The organism is Pseudomonas sp. 21LCFQ02, assembly GCF_024129895.2.
Taxonomy (GTDB): Bacteria; Pseudomonadota; Gammaproteobacteria; order Pseudomonadales; family Pseudomonadaceae; genus Aquipseudomonas.
In genome coordinates, this window is record NZ_CM178749.1 from 58,566 (window position 1) to 81,544 (window position 22,979).

Sequence of the window (22,979 nt, forward strand, 5' to 3'; positions counted from 1 at the left end):
TGCCGCAGAGACATCATTTTGATATCAGCCATTCAAATTCGACGAAAGGCGCTCGCCTGCGGCCCTGCACGAGCTTTGCAACACTCAGCCATGCTATCGACCGCCGCCATTGAAACCTGAGACCACTCGCCCCATCTAAGAGGCATGTCCAATTTCGCAGGTGCCCCATGAGCGACCAGCAAAACGCCCCACTTGATTCGTCCGACGACGCCACCGAGCATGAAGTGACGCTCGGTTCAGGCGGCACCTCGCTCGCCCTGCCTGGCCAGAACCTGCCGGACAAGGTCTATATCATTCCGATCCACAACCGTCCGTTCTTCCCGGCGCAGGTTTTGCCGGTGATCGTCAACGAAGAGCCGTGGGCAGAAACCCTGGAACTGGTCAGCAAGTCGGAGCACCACTCGCTGGCGCTGTTTTTCATGGACACGCCGCAGGAAGACCCGCGCCACTTCAATACCAAGGCCCTGCCGGAGTATGGCACGCTGGTGAAAGTTCACCACGCCAGCCGCGAGAATGGTCGTTTGCAGTTCGTTGCCCAGGGTTTGTCGCGGGTGCGAATCAAGACCTGGCTCAAGCACCATCGCCCGCCGTATATGGTCGAGGTCGAGTACCCGCAAGTGCCCAACGAGCCCACCGATGAGGTCAAGGCCTACGGCATGGCGCTGATCAACGCCATTAAAGAGCTGCTGCCGCTCAACCCGCTGTACACCGAGGAGCTGAAAAACTACCTCAACCGCTTCAGTCCCAACGACCCGTCGCCGTTGACCGACTTCGCTGCCGCCCTGACCTCGGCCAGCGGCGTGGACCTGCAAGAGGTGCTCGATTGCGTACCGATGCTCAAGCGGATGGAAAAAGTCCTGCCGATGCTGCGCAAGGAAGTCGAAGTCGCGCGCCTGCAAAAAGAGATCTCGGCCGAGGTCAACCGCAAGATCGGTGAACATCAGCGTCAGTTCTTCCTCAAGGAACAGCTCAAGGTCATCCAGCAGGAACTGGGCCTGAGCAAAGACGACCGCAGCGCTGACATCGAACAGTTCGAACAGCGCCTGGAAGGCAAGGTTCTGCCGACTCAGGCGCGCAAAAAGATCGACGAAGAGCTCAACAAGCTCAAGGTGCTGGAAACCGGCTCGCCGGAATACGCCGTGACCCGCAATTACCTCGACTGGGCCAGTTCGATTCCCTGGGGCGTCACTGGCGTCGACAAACTTGATCTCAAGCATGCCCGCAAGGTTCTTGATCGGCATCACGCAGGCCTGGACGACATCAAGTCGCGGATTCTCGAATTCCTCGCCATCGGTGCCTATAAAGGCGAGATCAATGGCTCGATCGTATTGCTGGTGGGCCCGCCGGGCGTCGGCAAGACCAGCATCGGTCGCTCCATCGCCGAATCCCTGGGCCGACCGTTCTACCGGTTGAGCGTCGGCGGCATGCGCGACGAAGCCGAGATCAAGGGTCATCGCCGCACCTACATTGGCGCCCAGCCCGGCAAGCTGGTGCAGGCGCTGAAGGACGTCGAGGTGATGAACCCGGTCATCATGCTCGACGAGATCGATAAGATGGGCCAGAGCTTCCAGGGCGATCCGGCCTCGGCGCTGCTGGAAACCCTCGACCCGGAACAGAACGTCGAATTTCTCGACCACTATCTGGACTTGCGCCTGGACCTGTCGAAAGTCCTGTTCGTCTGCACCGCCAACACCCTGGATTCGATCCCCGGTCCATTGCTCGACCGGATGGAAGTGATTCGTCTGGCCGGCTATATCACCGAAGAAAAACTGGCCATCGCCAAACGTCACCTGTGGCCCAAGCAACTGGACAAGGCCGGCGTGGATAAAGCCAGGCTGTCGATCAGCGACGCCGCCCTGCGCGGTGTGATCGAAGGCTACGCCCGCGAGTCCGGGGTGCGCCAACTGGAGAAACTGCTGGGCAAACTGGTGCGTAAATCGGTGGTCAGGCTGCTGGACGAGCCAGACGCCGTCATCAAGATCGGCCCCAAGGACCTGGAAGCCCTGCTCGGCATGCCGGTGTTTCGCAGTGAGCAAGTGCTGTCTGGCACCGGTGTGATTACCGGCCTTGCCTGGACCAGCATGGGCGGCGCGACCCTGCCGATCGAAGCGACGCGGATTCACACCCACAATCGCGGTTTCAAGCTCACCGGTCAGTTAGGCGAGGTCATGAAAGAGTCGGCGGAAATCGCCTACAGTTACGTCAGCTCGAATCTGGGCAAGTTTGGCGGCGATGCGAAGTTCTTCGATGAGGCCTTCGTCCACCTGCACGTGCCGGAAGGCGCGACCCCCAAGGACGGCCCGAGTGCGGGCATCACCATGGCCAGCGCGCTGCTGTCGCTGGCACGTAACCAGGCGCCAAAGAAAGGCGTGGCCATGACCGGCGAGTTGACCCTGACCGGCCATGTACTGCCGATTGGCGGTGTGCGCGAGAAGGTTATCGCGGCACGTCGGCAGAAGATCAACGAACTGATCCTGCCCGAGCCGAACCGCGGCAACTTCGAAGAGTTGCCGGCTTACCTCAAGGAAGGCCTGACCGTGCACTTCGCCAAACGCTTCAGTGATGTGGCCAAGGTGTTGTTCTAAACGGCTCGCTGCTCAAGCAGCTCCTACGGAGTGTGGCGACAACCTCATTCTGTAGGAGCGGATTTATCCGCGAAGGCTGCGCGGCTAAAGCGGATCGCGAAAGCGGTCTGGACACCTGCAACACATGTTGTGGTTTCATAGGCCCTTTCGCGACCAAGGTCGCGCCTACTGATCTGTCTTGCCGAAAGGATCTCTCCATGACCCCTGCCCGCCTGCTCGTGCCCCTGAGCCTTGCCCTGCTTGCGGCCTGTGCGCAAAAGCCTGCCAATGTCGCCTCGCTGGACGATGCCGATGACTGCCCGCTGACCCTCAGCACTGGCCAGACCCTGATCCTGTCCCTGCCCAGCAACCCTACCACCGGCTACCGCTGGCAGGTCCGCGATGCTGCCCCCGGAGTGCTGCGCAGCCTGGGCCCGGAGGTGTACAACGCTGACCAGAGCAAAGAGCTGGTCGTTGGCAACGGCGGTCAATCGGTGTGGCGCTTCAAGGCCGACAGTGCCGGCACCGGCAACCTGTCACTGACCTACCAGCAAGCCTGGGATGCCGACAGCGCGCCGCAGGAACGCTTCGAGTGCGTAATCAGGGTTCATTGACCCGGCGTCCTGTCCGCTAACAGGTAGAGGGCCATGCATCGGCGCAACAAACTGGCTAAAATGCGCGCCCTTGCTTAGCTTGCGCCGGAACCGCCGTGACCCAGGAACCTGATCGCCTCTTCTCCCAGCCCCTGTCCCAGGTGCCTGACTTCGCCTTCAATGAAGACGTGGTGCGGGTGTTCCCGGACATGATCAAGCGCTCGGTGCCGGGTTACCCGGCCATTGTCGAGAATCTCGGCGTACTCGCTGCCCACTTCGCCAAAGCCGATACCGTGCTTTACGACCTCGGCTGCTCGCTGGGTGCAGTGACCCAGGCGCTGCGTCGCCATGTGCGTCAGGACGGCTGCCAGGTGATCGCCGTGGACAATTCCTCGGCCATGGTCGAGCGGTGCCGCGAATACCTAAAGGCGCAAGACTCGATGTTCCAGGAACTGCTGCCGGTGGAGGTTCGCGAGGCCGATATCCTCGAACTGCCCTGGCAGCCGGCCTCGGTGGTGGCGCTGAACTTCACCCTGCAGTTCATTGCCCCCGCGCAACGTCTGGAACTGCTCAGCCGTATCCGCCAGACCCTGGTGCCCGGCGGCGCGCTGATCCTCTCGGAAAAACTGCGCTTTGCCGATGCCGACGAGCACGCCCTGCTCACCGAACTGCACATCGACTTCAAACGCGCCAACGGCTACAGCGACCTGGAAATTGCCCAGAAGCGCAGCGCCATCGAACACGTGATGAAACCCGACAGCCTTGAAGAACACCGCCAGCGCCTGCGCGAAGCCGGGTTTTCCAAAGTCGTGCCGTGGTTTCAGTGCATTAACTTCGCCTCATTGATTGCCCTGCCATGATCGATCTCGCTCCACTGGTCCGCCGCCTGGCGGGCACGCCCTTGGCCAACTGGGCCAATGGCCTGCAAGCTCAACTCGATGCCAAACTGGAAAAAGGCCATGGCGACCTGGCGCGCTGGCGCAGTGCGCTGGATGCGTTGCCGCCCGTGCAGCCCGGCCGGGTTGAACTGCTCGATACGTTCAGCCTGCAGGCCGAACTCGACGAGGCCACCCGCGCTCAGTTGCACGCCGCCCTGATGGGCCTGTCGCCATGGCGCAAAGGTCCGTTCGATGTATTCGGTGTGCATGTCGACACCGAATGGCGCTCGGACTGGAAATGGACCCGCGTCGCGCCGCATCTGGACCTCAACGGCAAGCGTGTGCTGGATGTCGGTTGCGGCAACGGCTATTACCAGTGGCGCATGCTCGGCGCCGGTGCCGACAGCGTGATCGGTGTCGATCCGAACTGGCTGTTCTTCTGCCAGTTCCAGGCCATGCAACGCTACATGCCGCAGCTGCCGGCCTGGCACTTGCCGTTCGCGCTGGAAGACCTGCCAGAGAAGCTCGAAGGCTTCGACACGGTGTTTTCCATGGGCGTGCTGTATCACCGCAAATCGCCCATCGACCACCTGCTGGCGCTCAAAGACTGCCTGCTCAAAGGCGGTGAGCTGGTGCTGGAAACCCTGGTAGTGCCTGGCGATGTACAGCAGGTGCTGGTGCCGGAAGACCGTTATGCGCAGATGCGCAACGTCTGGTTCCTGCCGTCGGTCCCGGCCCTGGAGCTGTGGATGCGCCGTGCCGGCTTCACCGAGGTGCGCTGTGTGGATGTGAGTACCACCAGTGTTCAGGAGCAGCGCAGCACCGACTGGATGCGCTACCAGTCACTGGAGCATTTCCTTGACCCCGACGATCACAGCCGCACCGTCGAGGGCCTGCCGGCACCGATGCGTGCAGTGATTATTGGCCGCAAGCCCTGAGCGCGACAAACACGGGGTCTTGTAGGAGCCGCTTTAGCGGCGAAGCTTTAGCGGCCGGCCGCTCTTACCCTTGCGCCTTGCTCGCTGCCCGGCGCATGCGGAAAAACTCGCTGAGCATCGTCCCGCATGCCTCGCCCAGCACGCCGCCTTCATACAGCACCCGGTGGTTGAGAAACCCTTGGGTAAAGAACTGCCCCTGGCTCTGCACCACACCCGCCTTGGGTTCCAGCGCGCCATACACCACCCGGCCGATGCGCGAATGCACGATCAAGCCGGCGCACATGCTGCACGGTTCCAGCGTCACGTAGAGCGTGCTGCCCGGTAGCCGGTAATTGCTCAGCGCCTGGGCTGCATCGCGGATGGCGACCATCTCGGCATGGGCGCTGGGGTCATTGCCGCTGATCGGGCAATTGTAGCCACGGCCCACCACCTGACCATCGACCACCACCACCGCGCCCACCGGTACTTCTCCCAAGGCCGCGCCCTGGGCTGCCAGTTCAAGCGCCTCACGCATGAAATCCTGATCGCGGCTACGGTCGATGATCAGTGGCTGACGCATCACGACACCTCGATGGCGGCCATCAGGCCGGTTTCCATGTGATCGATCACATGGCAGTGGAACATCCATACCCCCGGGTTATCCGCCACCAGCGCCACCCAGGCGCGCTCGTTGCGGCCCAGCAGAAAGGTGTCAGTGAAATACGGGATGATCTGGCGCCGGTCGGATTTGAGCACCTTGAAACTCATGCCGTGCAAGTGAATCGGGTGCTGATACTGGGCCATGTTCTTCAGCTCGAAGATATAGCTTTTGCCCAACTGCAATTTGGCAATCGGCCGGTCGGCGCAGGTCTTGTCGGTGATGTCCCAGGCCTGGCCGTTGATCTGCCACAGGCTCGGCGGCTTGCCATCATCGGTGCCAGTAGACACCGCTCCGGCCCACTCGAAGTTGAAATTGATGGTCTCGGCGTTGTCCAGGTCTGGCTCCGGCAAAGGATTGGCCGGCAACGCTGGCGGCCAGTCCCCCGGCGCCCCTTCCGCCGCCACAGAACGCAGCGTACCCAGGCGCACCGGACCATTGCGCAACGACAGCGCCTCGCCAGCCGCCGGCGCCTTGATCGCCAGACACAGACGCATACCCGGCCCCAGCCAGTATTCCTTGCCCAACGGCCGTGGCGCTACCGGGTTGCCATCAATGGCGTAAATCCGCGCCTCGGCATCCGGCAGGTTGATGCGGTAAGTCACGGTGTTATCGAGGTTGAGCAACCGCACACGAGTGATCTGCCCGGCCGGCAGGTCAATCACCCCCAGATGAGTGCCATTGATGGTCGACAGCCGCCCGGCAGTGCCTTCGCGCGCCGCTTCACGCAGCACGCTGAACTCAGTAAATGCACCGGTCTCGTCCACATGCCAGTTCTTCAGGCTCAGCGTGCGCTCATGGGCAAACCCGGTCGGCTCACGCTCTTCGACGATCAATGGCCCGACCAGACCGCGGCCCAACTCTTCGCTGCTGCTGACATGCGGGTGATACCAGAAGCTGCCGGCATCCAGCACCCGGAACTTGTAGTCGAAGTATTCGCCCGGTTTGACCGGCAGTTGCGACACATAGGGCACCCCGTCCATCTCCAGCGGCACCCGGATGCCGTGCCAGTGAATGGTGGTTTCCACTGACAGCTGGTTGATGAAACGCAAACGCAGCCACTCGCCCTGGCGAACCCGCAACTCGGTGCCCGGCACCGAACCGCCAAACGCCCAGGCCGGGGTTTTGTGGCCCGGCACCAGCTCGACATCCAAGGGCGCCGCGATCAGCTCAAAGTCATGCCCTTCTCCCGGCCCACGCTGGGCTAGCCAGTAACGCGCAGCCCCGCCGGCGCCCATACCGACCACAGCAAGACCGGCGATACCTCCGAGAATTTGACGACGGGTAAAGGGCATGACAACGGACACCTTGAAAACGACTGCGACAGGCATCTGCGGGCAGATGCGAAGGGGTCAATACGATACACGTGCGAATGGGAATGTGTAAGTTCGGACCTTGCGCCGCCCCGGACAAAACACAGCAAAGAATCTGTTTCGTGATGTGAGTCAGCACTCTTTTAGTAGCATTATCTGCGATCCTGCTCGCTTCTGGATCAGCAACCGGAGGGATACAGTTGATACCCCATGCACTGAACATCCTGATCGAAACCGAACGGCTCACGCTGCAACCGCTCAAGCCGGGCGATGCCCACGCGCTGCTGGCGATCTTCTCCAACACGCAGGTGATGAAGTACTGGAACACCCCGCCCTGGACCTCTTTGAACGATGCCATCGACTTCATTAACCAGAGTGAAGCCGACATGCGTGACCAGCAATCTCTGACGCTGGGGATCTACCTCAAGGACACCGGCCAACTGCTGGGCAAATGCCTACTGTTCAGTTACAGCCAGCAGTCCAGGCGTGCCGAGATCGGCTTTGGTCTGGGTCACGAGTATTGGGGCAATGGTTACATTACCGAGGCCGGTCGCGCACTCATTGATTACAGCTTCACGACCTTGGGACTGCGCCGTATCGAAGCCGAGATCGACCCGGACAATGCAGGTTCGGCCAAAGCGCTGGAGAAGCTGGGCTTTGTTCGTGAGGGACTGCTCCGGCAGCGCTGGGAAATCAACGGGGTGGTGTCCGACTCGGCGCTGTATGGGTTGCTCGCACAGGGCTGGTGCGAAGGAACAAGCGCCTGATCGTCAACCAGCCAGTGGAACCGACTGAGTGTTGTGCTGGTCTTCACTGTGCTCCCTGGCACGGCCTTTTCTTACATGGGAGTAGCCCGCAACGTTTAGGTATTTTTTCCATAGGAGGTTTCGCGTGCTCAGGAAGTCAAGTCTTGTCGTACTCGCCCTGTCTGCCGTTGCCGTTTCGGCGCAGGCCCAGTCTGATCGTCAAGTGGTCGAGGATATGGTCACTCGCTCGGCCAATATCTGCCCAGGCCACAGCAGCGAACGCACCACGCCGACAGTGAAGGCGGTGCCCGTCGGCGCATTGCGGGTCATGCTGGATCGCGGCCTGGTCATGTGTCCCGACCGACGCCTCGATACCGACGCACCGGCAGTGTTCTACGGCAGAGTTGGGGTCTTCGGCTGGAACCCGGAAGTACCTGCCAGTTCGGAGGTGATCGTCAAGCAGATCGACGGCATGACCCGCAAGGACGAGTACCCATCAGACACTCTGGTTTGGGATGCCAAGGGTACGCCACTTGAGCAACGCACTGTGCCCGCCTTCGAAGCCAAGCCAGGGGCTGCTGTGCTGTACAAGATACGCTAGGGGCGGTGTTCAGGGATCATTTCGGCCATTAACATCGTGCCGGGCTTTGCCTTGAATACCCTACCAAGCACGCCCGGGGCTTTTGCCAGAATCCATAGCCCGAGGCCTAAAGATCGTCCTTTGAAAACGGATAGATTTATTGGGATCACTGTTCGCGGTTGGCCAATACCTGTCGGAAGGCCCCGCACCCTGCCATTTAGCTACGGTGCCTGTTGATGCAGAACGGTGCCTAAACCTGCCAGACCCAAAAAGCCAAAAGCCCGCAATTACGCGGGCTTCAGGGCATTTTTTGCTAGATCGTGCCGGGCAGTGCCGGACGCGGGATCATTCCCACTCAATCGTTGCCGGCGGCTTGCTCGACACGTCGTAGGTCACGCGGGAGATACCGTCGATCTCGTTGATGATTCGCCCGCTGACGGTTTCCAGCAGTTCGTAAGGCAGGTGTGCCCAACGTGCAGTCATGAAGTCGATGGTTTCTACTGCGCGCAGGGCCACGACCCAGGCGTAACGGCGGCCGTCGCCGACCACGCCAACCGATTTGACTGGCTGGAACACGACGAAGGCCTGGCTGACTTTGTGGTACCAGTCGGCCTTGCGCAGTTCTTCGATGAAGATGTGGTCAGCGCGACGCAGCAGGTCGGCGTATTCCTTCTTCACCTCACCGAGGATGCGTACGCCCAGGCCCGGACCCGGGAACGGGTGACGGTAGACCATGTCGTACGGCAGGCCCAGTTCCAGACCCAGACGGCGGACTTCGTCCTTGAACAGTTCGCGCAGCGGCTCGACCAGCTTGAGGTTCATTTCCTCAGGCAGGCCACCGACGTTGTGGTGCGACTTGATCACGTGAGCCTTGCCGCTCTTGGCGCCAGCCGACTCGATGACGTCGGGGTAGATGGTGCCCTGGGCCAGGAACTTGATGTTGTGCAGCTTGGCAGACTCGGCATCGAACACGTCGATGAAGGTGCGGCCGATGATCTTGCGCTTTTTCTCCGGGTCGGCTTCGCCGGCCAGGTTGTTCAGGAACTGCTCTTCGGCGTTGGCGCGGATCACTTTGACACCCATGTTTTCGGCAAACATGGCCATCACTTGCTCGCCTTCGTGCAAGCGCAGCAGGCCGTTGTCGACGAATACGCAGGTCAACTGATCGCCGATGGCCTTGTGCAGCAAAGCCGCAACCACGGAGGAGTCAACACCGCCGGACAGGCCCAGCAGGACGTTATCGGTGCCGACCTGGGCGCGAATGGTAGCGATGGCGTCTTCAACGATGTTCGATGCCGTCCACAGCGCTTCACAGCCGCAGATGTCGAGGATGAAGCGCGACAGGATGCGACCGCCCTGCTTGGTGTGGGTCACTTCCGGGTGGAACTGCACGCCGTAGTAGCCACGGGTGTCGTCGGCCATGCCGGCGATCGGGCAGCTAGGAGTGCTGGCCAGCACGTGGAAGCCGGCCGGGATTTCGGTGACCTTGTCGCCGTGGCTCATCCACACGTCCAGACCCAGCACGCCGTCGGCGTCTACGTGGTCTTCGATGCCGTCGAGCAGGCGCGCCTTGCCGACCACGTCGACACGGGCGTAACCGAATTCACGCAGGTCGGAACCTTCGACACGACCGCCCAGTTGCTCGGCCATGGTCTGCATGCCGTAGCAGATGCCCAGCAGCGGCACGTTGAGGTCGAACACCGCTTGCGGGGCACGCGGGCTGTTGGCCTCGTGGACCGATTCCGGGCCGCCGGCCAGGATGATGCCGTTCGGTGCGAATTCGCGAATCGCCGCGTCGTCCATGTCGAACGGATGCAGTTCGCAGTACACGCCGATCTCACGCACGCGGCGGGCAATCAGCTGGGTGTACTGGGAACCGAAGTCGAGGATCAGGATACGGTGGGCGTGAATGTCGAGGGCCATGGCTCATTCTCGTCAAAAAACAGAAACGACACGGGGCTGCGAAAACAGCCCCGGCTACAAAATTCGCTAGGCGGCAACGCAGCACTGGCCACGTTGCCTGCCCGATCAACCAACGCGGTAGTTAGGCGCTTCTTTGGTGATCTGTACGTCATGCACGTGGGACTCGGCCATGCCGGCACCGGTGATGCGGACGAACTCAGGCTTGGTGCGCATTTCTTCGATGTTGGCGCTGCCGGTGTAGCCCATCGAGGAGCGCAGGCCGCCCATCAGTTGATGGATGATGGCTGCCAGCGAACCTTTGTAGGCCACACGGCCTTCGATGCCTTCCGGAACCAGCTTCTCGGCACCGGCCGAGGAATCCTGGAAGTAACGGTCCGAAGACCCCTGTGCCTGGGACATGGCGCCCAGCGAGCCCATGCCACGGTAGGCCTTGTAGGAGCGGCCCTGGAACAGCTCGATCTCGCCTGGTGCTTCTTCAGTACCTGCGAACATCGAACCCATCATCACGGCAGAGGCGCCGGCCACGATGGCCTTGGACAGGTCACCGGAGAAACGGATGCCGCCGTCGGCGATCAGTGGCACGCCAGTGCCTTCCAGCGCTTCGGCAACGTTGGCAATGGCGCTGATTTGCGGCACGCCGACACCAGCCACGATACGGGTGGTGCAGATCGAGCCCGGGCCGATGCCGACCTTGACCGCGTCAGCGCCGGCGGCGACCAGCGCCTTGGCGGCAGCGCCAGTGGCGATGTTGCCACCGATGACCTGCACCTGCGGGTAGTTTTCCTTGACCCAGCGTACGCGGTCGATCACGCCTTTGGAGTGACCATGGGCGGTGTCGACGACAACCACGTCAACGCCTGCCGCCACCAGCGCAGCTACGCGCTCGCCGGTGTCTTTGCCGGTGCCGACTGCCGCGCCAACGCGCAGACGACCCTGGTCGTCCTTGCTGGCCAGCGGGTAGGCTTTGGCTTTTTCGATGTCCTTGACGGTCATCATGCCCTTGAGGGCGAACTTGCCGTCGACGATCAGGACTTTTTCAAGACGGTGCTTGTGCAGCAGCTCACGCACTTCGTTCTTGTCAGCGCCTTCACGCACGGTGACCAGACGCTCTTTGGGCGTCATGACTTCACGCACCGGGATGTCCAGACGGGTTTCGAAACGCACGTCGCGGGAGGTGACGATACCGACCAGGTCGCCGTTGTGCAGTACCGGCACACCGGAGATGTTGTGCTGGCGTGTCAGGTCGAACAGATCGCGCACAGTGGCGTCGGCCTCGATGGTGATCGGGTCCTTGACTACACCGGCTTCGAATTTCTTGACCTTGCGCACTTCAGCAGCCTGCTGGTCAATGGTCATGTTCTTGTGGATGATGCCGATACCGCCTTCCTGAGCCATGGCGATGGCCAGACGGGCTTCAGTGACGGTGTCCATGGCTGCGGAGACCAACGGAATATTCAGCTCGATGCCACGGGTCAAACGGGTCTTGAGACTGACTTCGTTGGGCAGTACCTCGGAATAACCGGGTACAAGGAGAATGTCGTCAAAGGTTAGGGCTTCTTGACTGATACGCAGCATCGCGGGGGCTCCCGAGCGGGAAAATTGGAAGCGCGCCATTATACCTGTACACACAAGCAGGCTCAATGCAAAAACTTGGCCTGTTTTACGATCGGTATTACAAACGCACTTTCACCCAGGCCACCTTGCGGTCCAGCCGTGCAGCAAAGTCATCGAGAAAGCTTTGCTTGAAGCCGGCGGCCAGCCAGTTGTTGAAGATAAAGCCCAGATTGGAAAAGCCGCAGGGGTCAAGAAACAGAAAGCCATTGATGTCGTCTTCATGACCACACAGCGGGCAGGTGAAGTTGTCGGTATGCCCCGGCATCCAGTCTTCCAGGCTTTCGAACAGCGCTTCGCCGACCTCCTGGCGGCACTCGGCGCAGCCGGCTTCTTCGGCAAACCCGTCCAGCGGTGTATAGATGCAGCGCTTGGTAACGATCTCCAGACCGTTGACCGGCTCGCCGAACGGCAATGCATCGGGATTGTCCACCACGTTGCGCGCCCCGGCGGCAATGGCATAGGCCATGCGGTTACCGGTGCGCCCACAGGTGCTCAGTTCAGGCTCGACCACGTTCAGCTTGACCAGCCAGCGCAATGCCTGGCGGGCCTTGAGTTCGTGCAGCGGAAAGCTGGAGATTTGCGGGACGATGATGCTCTGGCTGTTCATGGCACGCGGTCACTCAAGATCAATCGGGGGCGGCAGCTTAATCGCCCGTCGCAGCAGGTCAAGCATCAGCCGCTGAAGTAACGCGCCAGCAAGGCAATACCACTGATCAACACCAGCCAGGTAATCAGCCTGACAAATGCCTCACGCGACAGCTTCATGGTAATCCCGCGGCCTATCCACGAGCCGATCAACATGGCCGGCAGCAGACAAACGGCCAGCACCAGCAGCGATAGTTCGGCATAGACCCCGGCGATCACGAATAAGCCCAGGCGCACCACGGTACTGCAACTGATCAAGGCCCCCTGAGTCGCACGGGCCTGCTCCTTGGAGGTCAGCCGAGCATTGAGGTAGATGGCATAGAGAAAACCGCCGCTGCCGAACAACGCCCCGAACAGCCCGCCCACCGTGCCCATCGGCACCGCCCAGCCAGCCGCCAGTTGCGTGGGCCGCACCTTGACCATCAGGCTGTACAGCGCATAAGCGGTCACAAACAGGCCCATCAACAACAGCAGCACGTCGGATTTGAGGTTGAGCAGAAACAGCACACCCAGCGTGCAACCCACCGCCATGCATGGCAGCAAGCGCAGCAGTTCACTCTTGACCACTGACCGCCGGGCTGGCAACAGGTTGCCCAAGGCAGCGATGAAATCCAGCACGACCAATAGCGGAATGATCCGCGACAGCGGCATGAAGTGAATCAGCACCGGACCTGCCACCAGCGCCGTGCCAAACCCGGCGATACCGAACACGACGTAGGCCCCCACCACCGTCAGTTCGATGCACAGCCAGCCCAGCGGCGTCAGGCCCAAGACAGAGAACCACTCGATTACCTGCTCCATCACCGCATGAAACTCCCTGTTACGTCTCATTCTTTTCTATATAACGTCACCCGCCCGGAAACCGCCAGTGGTGGTTAGCAGGCAAATCGCTTTATGATGCCAGCCATGATCAAAGACCCTTTTGCAAGACTCGGCCTGGACCGGGAAGTCCTTACTGTCAGCCAGCTCAACGGCCGCGCCCGGGTATTGCTCGAAGACGTGTTCACTGGCATCTGGGTCGAAGGCGAGATTTCCAACCTCTCGCGCCCGGCCTCGGGCCATGTGTACTTCACCCTCAAGGATTCCAGCGCTCAAGTCCGTTGCGCGCTGTTTCGCCAGAATGCCGCCCGGGTCCGCCAGGCGCTGAAAGACGGCCTGCAGGTCAAAGTGCGCGGCAAGGTCTCCTTATATGAAGGCCGCGGCGACTATCAGCTGATTCTCGACACCGTAGAGCCAGCCGGGGACGGGGCATTGCGCCTGGCGTTCGAAGCGCTGAAAAACAAGCTGGACGAAGAAGGCTTGTTCAGCACCGACCGCAAGCGCGCCCTGCCCCAGCATCCCCAGCGCATTGGCATCATCACCTCGCCCACCGGCGCGGTGATCCGCGACATTATCAGTGTGTTCCGCCGCCGGGCGCCGCAGGTCGAACTGATCCTGGTCCCGACCGCCGTGCAGGGTCGCGAGGCCATCGGGCAGATTGTCCGCGCTTTGCAACTGGCCGACCGGGGCGGCTTCGACGCTTTGATCCTGGCTCGTGGCGGCGGCTCGCTGGAAGACCTCTGGTGCTTCAACGAAGAACCGGTGGCGCGAGCGATTGATGCCTGCGTCACGCCGATTGTCAGCGCCGTGGGTCACGAGACCGATGTGTCGATCAGCGACTTTGTCGCAGATGTGCGCGCACCGACGCCATCGGCTGCCGCCGAACTGCTGGCCCCGGACTCCAGCGACTTGCTGCGCCGGGTCGAAAACCTGCAACGCCGCCTGCTCAGCCGCATGCGGGAAAAACTGATGCGTGAGCAACTCAAACTTGATGGGCTATCACGCCGCCTGCGCCACCCCGGCGAGCGCCTGCGCCAACAGGCGCAACGCCTCGACGAGCTGGACATGCGCATGCGCCGCGCCTTCGAGCAGCACATGCACAAGCAGCAATTGCAGGTCGCGCACCTGCAAAGCCGGCTGGCCGCGCAGCACCCCGGACGCACGCTGGGCTTTCTGCGCCAGCGCCTCGATAGCCTGGCCGTGCGCCTGCCACGGGCGATACGTGAACAGCTCAAAACCCGTCGACTGCAGTTGCAAAGTCAGGTGCAGACCCTGCAGGTGGTCAGCCCGCTGGCAACGCTGGGGCGCGGCTACAGCATCCTGCTCGACGAGCGCGGCCAGGCGATTCGCAAAGCCGACCAGACCCACACCGGCCAGCGCCTCACCGCGCGACTGAGCGAGGGCGAACTGCAAGTGCGTGTCGAAGACAACCACCTCACGCCCGTAACCCTTTCCCTTCTGGACTGACCTGCCGATGCTACGTTTTATCGCACCGCTGCTTGCCCTGCTGATCTGCCTGCCCGCCCAGGCCGACAGTTACATCGCCCGCATGCTCAACAAACCCGTGCCCGGTGGCGTGGCAGTGATCGATCTGGGCAACGCCGCCCAGGCACCCAAAGCCACTTATCAGGGTAAACCGGTGCTGGTGGTGCGCGAGCAGGACGCTCGCTGGCTGGCCATCGTCGGCATCCCATTGACGGTCAAGCCCGGTAGCCAGCAAATACTCAGCGGCGGTCGCACCCTGCCCTTCACCGTGGGCAGCAAGAAATACAAGGAACAGCGCATTACCCTGAAAGACCAGAGCAAGGTCACCCCGGACCCCGAGCAGACCAAACGCTATGAGCGCGAACTGGCCGAACAACTGCGTGCCTACCGCAGCTTCAGCCCAGGCACGCCGAGCAACCTGATGCTCGACAAGCCGGTCAACGGCCCACTGTCGAGCCGCTTTGGCGTACGCCGCTTCTTCAACGGTGAAGAACGCAACCCGCACTCGGGCCTGGACTTCGCCGTGCCGGCCGGCACACCGATCAAGTCCCCGGCGGCAGGCAAAGTGATTCTGACCGGTGATTACTTCTTCAATGGCCAGACGGTATTCGTCGACCATGGCCAAGGCTTCATCAGCATGTTCTGCCACCTGTCGAAGATCGATGTAAAGGTCGGCGACGCAGTTGCACGGGGTGGCGTGGTCGGCAAGGTCGGCGCCACGGGCCGTGCGACGGGCCCACACATGCACTGGAACGTCAGCCTCAATGATGCGCGGGTGGATCCGGCGATCTTCATCGGTGCGTTTGAGCCCTGAGCCTGACTGAGTTGCGCGACCAGAACGGACGCAACAATTAAAATTCAAAAACCGCGGAATTCTCGCCATGAAAACTCGTACAACGAGAGCATGCGAGGATTCCTATCAATTTTTTTCAAGTGCTTGCCAAGTTTTACCCCAATGGGTACGTTTGACCGCATGAAAATCTCTCACACCCTCATCCTGCTGCGCCAGCACGCCTGCCTGGACCTGGTCAGCGCACGACTGCCAGGCCTGACTGCCTGACCTCGCCCCTGCCTGCATTCGCATTACCTATGGCTGGCCGCCTCTTTTCGGCCGATATCAGTACAAGGATTAGCCCGATGACCATGCTCAAAGACCCTTCGAAGAAGTACCGTGCGTTCCCGACCATCGACCTGCCTGATCGCACCTGGCCTTCGAAGTCCATCACCAGCGCGCCGATCTGGTGCAGCTCCGACCTGCGTGATGGCAACCAGTCGCTGATCGAGCCGATGGACTCGGCCAAGAAGCTGCGTTTCTGGAAGACCCTGGTCAGCGTCGGCGTCAAGGAAATCGAAGCCGCCTTCCCGGCCGCTTCGCAGACCGATTTCGACTTCGTGCGCACCCTGATCGAAGACGGCCACATCCCCGACGACACGACCATTCAGGTGCTGACCCAGGCGCGTGAAGACCTGATCGCCCGGACATTCGAGTCGCTGCGCGGCGCCAAGAAGGCCATCGTTCACCTGTACAACGCCACCAGCCCGTCGTTCCGCCGGATTGTCTTCAATCAGGACAAACAGGGCGTCAAAGACATCGCGGTCAATGCCGCCAAGCTGTTCGTCAAATACGCCGCCCAGCAGCCAGAAACCCAGTGGAGCTTCGAGTACTCGCCAGAGACCTTCAGCGCCACCGAGCTGGAATTCGCCAAAGAAGTCTGCGACGCGGTCATCGAAGTCTGGAACCCGACCCCCGAGCACAAGATCATCCTCAACCTGCCGGCCACCGTTGAAGTCTCGACGCCGAATGTCTATGCCGACCAGATCGAGTGGTTCTGCCGCAACGTCAATCGCCGCGACAGCGTGCTGATCAGCCTGCACACCCACAACGACCGTGGCACCGGCGTAGCCGCCACCGAGCTGGGCCTGATGGCCGGTGCCGATCGTGTCGAAGGCTGCCTGTTCGGTAACGGCGAGCGCACCGGTAACGTCGACCTGGTGACCCTGGGCCTGAACCTCTACACCCAGGGCGTCAACCCCGAACTGGACTTCTCCGACATCGACGGGATCCGCAAGGTGGTCGAAGAGTGCAACCAGATTCCGGTCCACCCACGCCACCCATACGTCGGTGACCTGGTTCACACCGCGTTCTCCGGCTCGCACCAGGACGCCATCCGCAAGGGCTTCGCTCAGCAGAAAGACGACACCCTGTGGGAAGTACCGTACCTGCCAATCGACCCGGCCGATATCGGTCGCAGCTACGAAGCTGTCATCCGCGTCAACAGCCAGTCCGGCAAAGGCGGCATCACTTACCTGCTGGAGCAGGAATACGGCATCTCCCTGCCACGCCGTATGCAGATCGAGTTCAGCCAGGTCGTTCAGGGTGAAACCGACCGTCTGGGCCTGGAAATGACGGCGCAACAGATCTACGCGCTGTTCAAGCGTGAATATCTGCAGGCCAACAAGCCTTACGCGCTGATCAGCCATCGCTTGCAGGAGGAGAACAACACCAGCGCGGTGGATGCCGAAGTCAACGTCAATGACGAGACCCATCACTGGAAAGGCAAAGGCAACGGCGCTCTGGAAGCGCTGGTTTCCAGCCTGCCAGTCAAGGTCGAGATCATGGACTACAACGAGCACTCGATCGGTGCCGGCACCACTGCCAAGGCCGCTGCCTACATCGAACTGCGGGTGAATGGCGAACGCGCGGTGCACGGCGTAGGCATCGACGAAAATATCACCACGGCCAGCTTCCGTGCCCTGTTCAGCGCCCTTAACCGCTCGCTGAGCCAGACCCCGGCCAAGCCTGTAGCAGCCTGATAAGCGCCCTGGATCTCGCCCAAAATGCACCTCATTGGTGCTTTGGGCGAAATCCGCCGGGCATTACGCCCTTATTTTGTGCAAGTTGCATTTCCCGCATACCCCCCGCAGATTCGGCATAAGACACGGCAAAACGCTGTGATAGCATTGCGGCCTTAAACGATTCAGGCATAAGCCTCTGGCCACTCCGGTCAGCATTCCGGCTTTGAACTTGCCTCTTCGCTGTACTTCACTCCTGATTACCACGACGACCCAGCATTGATTTTCAGACGAGAATCCTGCACGGAGCGACTCACCGTGCATTGAGAAAAACCGTCAGCCCCGCTGCTGCCCGGCTGACCCTGCCCTGTATGGAGCGACTATGCCCAAGGCTTCCCATCAAGATCTGCGCCGCAGCTTCCGCGCGCTGACCTCCTCCAGTTCCTGCTACCGCACCGCCTCGGTGTTCGACCCCATGTCGGCCCGCATCGCCGCTGATCTCGGCTTTGAAGTCGGCATCCTCGGCGGCTCCGTCGCGTCGCTGCAAGTGCTGGCCGCTCCGGATTTCGCGCTGATTACTCTGAGCGAGTTCGTCGAGCAAGCCACCCGCATTGGTCGCGTGGCTGAACTGCCATTCATCGCCGACGCAGACCACGGCTACGGCAATGCGCTGAATGTCATGCGTACCGTGATCGAACTGGAGCGTGCCGGTGTGGCAGCCCTGACCATCGAAGACACCCTGCTGCCAGCGCAATTTGGCCGCAAGTCCACCGATTTGATCTCGGTAGGTGAAGGCGTGGGCAAGATGCGCGCGGCACTGGAGGCCCGGGTAGATCCTGAGCTGTCGATCTTCGCCCGCACCAATGCCGGCATCCTGCCTGTCGCCGAGACCATCGACCGCATGCAGCAGTACCAAGCGACCGGTGTGGACGGCATTACCATCGTCGGGGTGCGCGACTTCGATCATCTGGCGCAGATCTCCGAAGGCATCAGCGTGCCGCTGATGCTGGTCACCTACGGCAACCCTGAGCTGCTCGACAACCAGCGTCTGGCAGAGATGGGCGTACGGGTGTGCGTCGATGGCCACGCGGCCTATTTCGCGGCGATCAAGGCCACCTACGACAGCCTGCGCGCGCAGCGCCAGATCACCTGCAAGACCAGTGAAATGAGCGCGACCGAACTGACCCACACCTACACTCAGCCGGAAGACTATGTGCAGTGGGCCAAGAAGTTCATGGACGTGAACGAGTAACCGCCAAGACTCATTAAAAAGCCTCCGTCTCGTAAGAGCCGGAGGCTTTTTTACATGCATCTTTCGCAGCTGAAGCCGCTCTTGCAGCACTCAGGCAATTCAGGCAATTCAGGCTTTGGTGTTGACCAGGCCTTGAGATACCAGTTGCAGCAGCGAGCCTTGCAAAGTGCTCAGTTGGGAATTGACTGTCGAGATCTGGGCCTGAATCGTGGCCACCTGGACCGCCTTGTTTTCCTCGGACTGCTTGCTTACCTGTGCGGCGGCCAGTTGCTGCTGCAACTCTTCAAGTTGCTTCTGCGCCTCTTCAATCTGCTTTTTGATCTGCTGGATCAACTTTTCAGTCGAGACACCACCAGACGCAGGCGTGCCGACGGACTCCAATGAGACGTCAAGCTTCTTGGGCTCGGAGGTCTCAGCTGTCGCCGAATCGGTCTTTTCAGCCTGAGTCTTGCTTTGCAACGCGTAGGCGCTGTTGTAGATGCTAACGTTACCGGCATTGATGGTGGTCATGATGGGCTCCTGTATCCCTGCCCCTGTATCGGCGCGAATGCACTCAACTGTAACTAATTATTGAATCTGGAACGTGTCGGCATCCAGATAAGCCGGGAAACGGGACCGGTACTCGGCCAGCGCACAACCCTCAAGGGTCACTTGAAACACACCATCGCCCTCATCGGCGTTCAGCAAGCATTCGCCCTGAAAGTCCAGCACTTGGCTATCGCCCGTGTAGGCCAGCCCCTTGCCGTCCGTACCGACCCGGTTCACTGCAGCGACATAACACAGGTTTTCGATAGCCCGCGCCGGCAGCAGGCGGTTCCAGTGCAGGCGCCGAGCGCCCGGCCAGTTGGCGGTGTAAAGCAACAGATCGGTGTCGCGACCGTCACGGCTCCAGACCGGAAACCGCAGGTCGTAACAGATCAGCGGACGAATCCGCCAGCCATTCAATTCAAAGGTCACCTGCCGTTCACCGGGGGTGTAGTGCTCATGCTCGCCCGCCATGCGGAACAAGTGGCGCTTGTCGTAATGCAGCAGCTCACCGTCAGGGCGTGCCCAAAGCAGGCGGTTGCGATGACTGCCATCAGCGGCGCGCACGATCACGCTGCCGGTCATCACCGCCTGCAAGCGGCGGGCCTGGGCCAGCAACCACTGTGCGGCAGGCCCCTGCTCCGGCTCAGCCTGGCCGGCCGAGTCCATGCTGAAACCGGTGGTGAACATCTCAGGCAGCACCACCAGGTCGGCTTTTTGCACCTGATCGAGCAACGCCTCGAAATGGGCGAAGTTGGCCTGCGGGTCATGCCAGGCCAGCCGGGTCTGGACCAGGGCGATGTTCAGTGGCGGCAGGTTGCTCAGATCGCGCATAGCTTTTGCGCTGCCTGACGCAGCGTCTCCTCACGTTTGGCGAAACACAGGCGGATCAGACGCTGCCCTTCAGGCGGGCTCTGGTAGAACACCGACACAGGGATGCTCGCCACGCCATGTTCGCGGGTCATCCACAGCGCCATATCGACATCGTTCAGGTCAGGACGGATCTGTGAATAATCGACCAACTGGAAGTAGGTGCCAGCCACTGGTGTAAAGCTGAAACGCGAGCCGGCCAGTTGCGCACTGAAGTAATCGCGCTTGGCCTGGTAGAACGCCGGCAGCTCCTCGACATGTTCCGGGTGCTCGACCATGAAATCTGCCAGGGCAAACTGCAACGGGGTCACACCACAGAAACTGACATATTGATGCACCTTGCGCAGTTCAGCAGTGAGTGCCGGTGGCGCAACCACGTAGCCGGTCTTCCAGCCGGTGACGTGGTAGGTCTTGCCGAATGAACTGACCACAAAGGCACGGGAATACAGCGTCTCGTGCGCCAGAACGCTGACATGCTGCAGACCGTCGTAGACCAGATGCTCGTAGACTTCATCACTGATCAGATAAATATCGCGATCAGCGATCAAGGCTGCCAGTTGGTCCAGCTCGGCACGACTGACCAATGCCCCACAAGGGTTGTGCGGGGTATTGAGGATGATCATGCGGGTGCGCGGGCTTAGCGCATCGCTGAGCTGCTGCCAGTCGATGGAGAAATCCCGGGTATTGAGCTGCACATGCACACAGCGGCCACCGGCCAACTCTACAGAAGGCTCATAGCTGTCGTAGCAAGGGTCGAAAACGATGACTTCATCGCCCGGCCGGATCACCGCCTGCACCGCGCAGAAGATCCCTTGGGTAGCGCCCGGGGTGATGGTGATCTCGGTATCAGCATTGACCGTGACGCCGTAGCTGCGGGCGATCTTGGCCGCAACCTGTTCGCGCAGTGCAGGCAGGCCGGTCATCGGGGAGTATTGGTTGCGTCCTTCGGCAACATGGCGGCCGACCGCATCACGCAGCGCCTGCGGGCCGTCGAAATCAGGAAAACCCTGAGACAGATTGATCGCCCCGGTTTGCGCGGCGAGCTGGGACATGACGGTAAAGATGGTGGTGCCGACGTTGGGCAGTTTGCTGTCGATCATTGAAGGCCTGCGCTGGGGTTGAGCTGTAATAGCCAACCCTACCGCAGGTTTGAGCTGCAAGCTACAAGCTGCAAGCCACAAGAAAAAGCACACCGTAGTCCGCTATTGCTTGCCGCTTATGGCTTGCAGCTGGCCGCTGCTTTTAGCGCTTTTTGTCGCGGCGTTTCTTGTCGGCTTTCTTGTGGTGCGACATCAAGCGACGCTTCTTGTTGACCTGGCGGTCGGTGAGCGTGTTCTTGTTGCCTTCGTACGGGTTGTCACTGCCTTTGAATTCAATGCGGATCGGCGTACCGACCAGCTTGAGCACCCGGCGATAGGTGTTTTCCAGGTAGCGGATGTACGACTTGGGCACCGCATCGACCTGGTTACCGTGAATCACGATGATCGGCGGGTTGGCGCCACCGAGGTGGGCATAGCGCAGCTTGATGCGGCGGCCGTTGACCATCGGTGGTGCGTGATCGCTGACCGCGTCTTCGAGGATCTGGGTCAGGCGGCTGGTCGGCCAGCGGGTGACCGCCGAGGTAAAGGCATTCTGTACCGACTTGTACAGGTTGCCCACGCCGGTGCCATGCAGCGCCGAGATGAAGTGAATGTCGGCAAAGTCGACGAAGAACAACCGGCGCTCCAGCTCGATCTTCACGTAGTCGCGCTCGCCAGGGGTCATGCCATCCCACTTGTTCAGCGCGATGACAATGGCCCGACCGGCTTCCAAGGCAAAGCCGAGCAGGTTCAGATCGTGATCGACCACGCCTTCACGCGAGTCCATCACGAAGATCACCACGTTGGCGTCCTTGATGGCCTGCAGGGTCTTGACCACCGAGAACTTCTCGACTTCCTCGTGGATCTTGCCGCGCTTGCGCACCCCGGCGGTGTCGATCAGGGTGTATTTCTCTTCGTTGCGCTCGAAGGGAATGTAGATGCTGTCGCGGGTGGTGCCCGGCTGATCGTAAACGATGACCCGGTCCTCACCGAGCATGCGGTTGACCAGGGTCGACTTGCCAACGTTCGGACGGCCAATGATTGCGATCTTGATGCCGTCTTTTTCGCTAGGGCCAGGAATGCGCTTGGCTTCCTCGCCTTCGGCGACGTCTTCGGCGTCCAGGTCGACGGTTTCTTCTTCGTCCCAGACCAGCCCCTGCAGCGCGATTTCCAGCATCTGCGAAATACCGCGCCCGTGGGCACCGGCCACCGGAATCGCGTCACCCAGGCCCATCGGGCTGAACTCGGCGCGCGCCAGGTTTTCGTCGATGTTGTCGATCTTGTTGGCCACCACAAAGCTGCGCTTGTTGCGTTTGCGCAAGTGCTCGCCAATCATCTGATCGGCTGCGGTGTAACCGGCCTTGGCGTCGACCAGGAACAATACGACATCGGCTTCTTCGATGGCCATGAGCGATTGCTCGGCCATTTTTTCATCCATGCCGTGTTCGTCACCGGAAATACCACCGGTGTCGATCAGGATGTACGAGTGCCCCTGCCACTTCGCCTCTCCGTATTGGCGATCACGGGTCAGACCGGACAGGTCGCCGACAATGGCGTCGCGGGTCCGGGTCAGGCGGTTGAACATGGTGGACTTGCCGACGTTCGGTCGACCCACCAGGGCGATTACGGGAACCATGCGGCTCTCCACTGCGTTATTTCAGAAAATACAAAAGCCGCTGCAGGGCAGCGGCCGGAGTTCAGGGCGGCACCTCGCGGTGCCGCCAC

At 61.0% G+C, this 22,979-nt stretch carries 20 protein-coding genes; 10 read left to right on the forward strand and 10 right to left on the reverse strand.

What is annotated here, in order from left to right; all coding sequences use genetic code 11:
* Window positions 1-167 precede the first annotated feature (167 nt).
* The 4 genes from lon (at window position 168) to cmoB (ending at window position 4,973) form a co-directional block, all read left to right on the forward strand.
* Complete coding sequence (gene lon / locus NJC40_RS00295) at window positions 168-2,585, forward strand: endopeptidase La (protein ID WP_045482509.1); 2,418 nt, start codon at window positions 168-170, stop codon at window positions 2,583-2,585.
* A 197-nt stretch (window positions 2,586-2,782) separates the two neighbouring features.
* Window positions 2,783-3,178, forward strand: a complete 396-nt coding sequence (locus NJC40_RS00300; RefSeq protein ID WP_253142422.1) for a protease inhibitor I42 family protein — start codon at window positions 2,783-2,785, stop codon at window positions 3,176-3,178.
* A 95-nt stretch (window positions 3,179-3,273) separates the two neighbouring features.
* Window positions 3,274-4,017 (forward strand): carboxy-S-adenosyl-L-methionine synthase CmoA, encoded by a 744-nt coding sequence (gene cmoA, locus NJC40_RS00305; RefSeq protein ID WP_253116921.1) that lies wholly within the window; start codon window positions 3,274-3,276, stop codon window positions 4,015-4,017.
* Entirely contained in the window at window positions 4,014-4,973 is a 960-nt protein-coding gene (gene cmoB / locus NJC40_RS00310) for a tRNA 5-methoxyuridine(34)/uridine 5-oxyacetic acid(34) synthase CmoB (protein ID WP_253116922.1), read from the forward strand. The genes cmoA and cmoB overlap by 4 nt, the downstream gene beginning before the upstream one ends.
* A gap of 64 nt (window positions 4,974-5,037) precedes the next feature.
* On the opposite strand, the gene tadA is transcribed toward cmoB, so the two are convergent.
* Together tadA and NJC40_RS00320 are read right to left on the reverse strand one after the other, a co-directional pair.
* Entirely contained in the window at window positions 5,038-5,532 is a 495-nt protein-coding gene (gene tadA / locus NJC40_RS00315) for a tRNA adenosine(34) deaminase TadA (RefSeq protein WP_253142423.1), read from the reverse strand.
* Entirely contained in the window at window positions 5,532-6,905 is a 1,374-nt protein-coding gene (locus NJC40_RS00320; protein ID WP_253142424.1) for a multicopper oxidase family protein, read from the reverse strand. The genes tadA and NJC40_RS00320 overlap by 1 nt, the downstream gene beginning before the upstream one ends.
* Before the next feature lie 218 nt (window positions 6,906-7,123).
* Between NJC40_RS00320 and NJC40_RS00325 the strand changes: the two genes are divergently transcribed.
* Together NJC40_RS00325 and NJC40_RS00330 are read left to right on the forward strand one after the other, a co-directional pair.
* Complete coding sequence (locus tag NJC40_RS00325) at window positions 7,124-7,690, forward strand: GNAT family N-acetyltransferase (RefSeq protein ID WP_253142425.1); 567 nt, start codon at window positions 7,124-7,126, stop codon at window positions 7,688-7,690.
* Window positions 7,691-7,814: 124 nt separating this feature from the next.
* The gene (locus NJC40_RS00330; RefSeq protein WP_045482523.1) at window positions 7,815-8,270 is read left to right on the forward strand and encodes a hypothetical protein; all 456 of its coding nucleotides are present in this window, start codon (window positions 7,815-7,817) and stop codon (window positions 8,268-8,270) included.
* Between the two features lie 324 nt (window positions 8,271-8,594).
* On the opposite strand, the gene guaA is transcribed toward NJC40_RS00330, so the two are convergent.
* The 4 genes from guaA to NJC40_RS00350 form a co-directional block, all read right to left on the reverse strand.
* A complete protein-coding gene (guaA, locus tag NJC40_RS00335; protein ID WP_045482526.1) occupies window positions 8,595-10,172 on the reverse strand; it encodes a glutamine-hydrolyzing GMP synthase in 1,578 nt (525 codons plus the stop codon).
* A 105-nt stretch (window positions 10,173-10,277) separates the two neighbouring features.
* Window positions 10,278-11,747, reverse strand: coding sequence for an IMP dehydrogenase (gene guaB, locus NJC40_RS00340; RefSeq protein ID WP_045482529.1), 1,470 nt, complete (start codon window positions 11,745-11,747; stop codon window positions 10,278-10,280).
* 97 nt (window positions 11,748-11,844) lie between these two features.
* Window positions 11,845-12,393: a sugar ABC transporter ATPase gene (locus NJC40_RS00345; protein ID WP_045482532.1), complete on the reverse strand. Its 549-nt coding sequence runs from the start codon at window positions 12,391-12,393 to the stop codon at window positions 11,845-11,847.
* Window positions 12,394-12,458: 65 nt separating this feature from the next.
* Window positions 12,459-13,232, reverse strand: a complete 774-nt coding sequence (locus NJC40_RS00350; RefSeq protein WP_253142442.1) for a sulfite exporter TauE/SafE family protein — start codon at window positions 13,230-13,232, stop codon at window positions 12,459-12,461.
* Window positions 13,233-13,337: 105 nt separating this feature from the next.
* On the opposite strand from NJC40_RS00350, the gene xseA reads away from it, so the two are divergent.
* From xseA to NJC40_RS00370, 4 genes are all read left to right on the forward strand, one after another.
* Window positions 13,338-14,717, forward strand: a complete 1,380-nt coding sequence (xseA, locus tag NJC40_RS00355; protein WP_253142426.1) for an exodeoxyribonuclease VII large subunit — start codon at window positions 13,338-13,340, stop codon at window positions 14,715-14,717.
* A gap of 7 nt (window positions 14,718-14,724) precedes the next feature.
* The gene (locus NJC40_RS00360; RefSeq protein WP_045482538.1) at window positions 14,725-15,549 is read left to right on the forward strand and encodes a peptidoglycan DD-metalloendopeptidase family protein; all 825 of its coding nucleotides are present in this window, start codon (window positions 14,725-14,727) and stop codon (window positions 15,547-15,549) included.
* Between the two features lie 323 nt (window positions 15,550-15,872).
* Complete coding sequence (gene leuA / locus NJC40_RS00365; protein WP_045482541.1) at window positions 15,873-17,549, forward strand: 2-isopropylmalate synthase; 1,677 nt, start codon at window positions 15,873-15,875, stop codon at window positions 17,547-17,549.
* Between the two features lie 361 nt (window positions 17,550-17,910).
* On the forward strand, window positions 17,911-18,780 hold the full coding sequence (locus tag NJC40_RS00370; protein WP_253142427.1) for an isocitrate lyase/PEP mutase family protein: 870 nt from the start codon (window positions 17,911-17,913) through the stop codon (window positions 18,778-18,780).
* Window positions 18,781-18,888: 108 nt separating this feature from the next.
* Here NJC40_RS00370 and NJC40_RS00375 read toward each other — a convergent pair whose 3' ends face one another.
* The 4 genes from NJC40_RS00375 to der all read right to left on the reverse strand — a co-directional run bounded on the left by NJC40_RS00375 (window position 18,889) and on the right by der (window position 22,890).
* Entirely contained in the window at window positions 18,889-19,290 is a 402-nt protein-coding gene (locus NJC40_RS00375; RefSeq protein ID WP_253142428.1) for a FlxA-like family protein, read from the reverse strand.
* Window positions 19,291-19,347: 57 nt separating this feature from the next.
* The gene (locus NJC40_RS00380; protein ID WP_253142429.1) at window positions 19,348-20,139 is read right to left on the reverse strand and encodes an amidohydrolase; all 792 of its coding nucleotides are present in this window, start codon (window positions 20,137-20,139) and stop codon (window positions 19,348-19,350) included.
* Window positions 20,127-21,275 (reverse strand): pyridoxal phosphate-dependent aminotransferase, encoded by a 1,149-nt coding sequence (locus NJC40_RS00385; RefSeq protein ID WP_045482548.1) that lies wholly within the window; start codon window positions 21,273-21,275, stop codon window positions 20,127-20,129. Before NJC40_RS00385 ends, NJC40_RS00380 begins: the two co-directional genes overlap by 13 nt.
* A gap of 142 nt (window positions 21,276-21,417) precedes the next feature.
* On the reverse strand, window positions 21,418-22,890 hold the full coding sequence (gene der, locus NJC40_RS00390; RefSeq protein WP_253116932.1) for a ribosome biogenesis GTPase Der: 1,473 nt from the start codon (window positions 22,888-22,890) through the stop codon (window positions 21,418-21,420).
* Window positions 22,891-22,979: the final 89 nt, after the last annotated feature.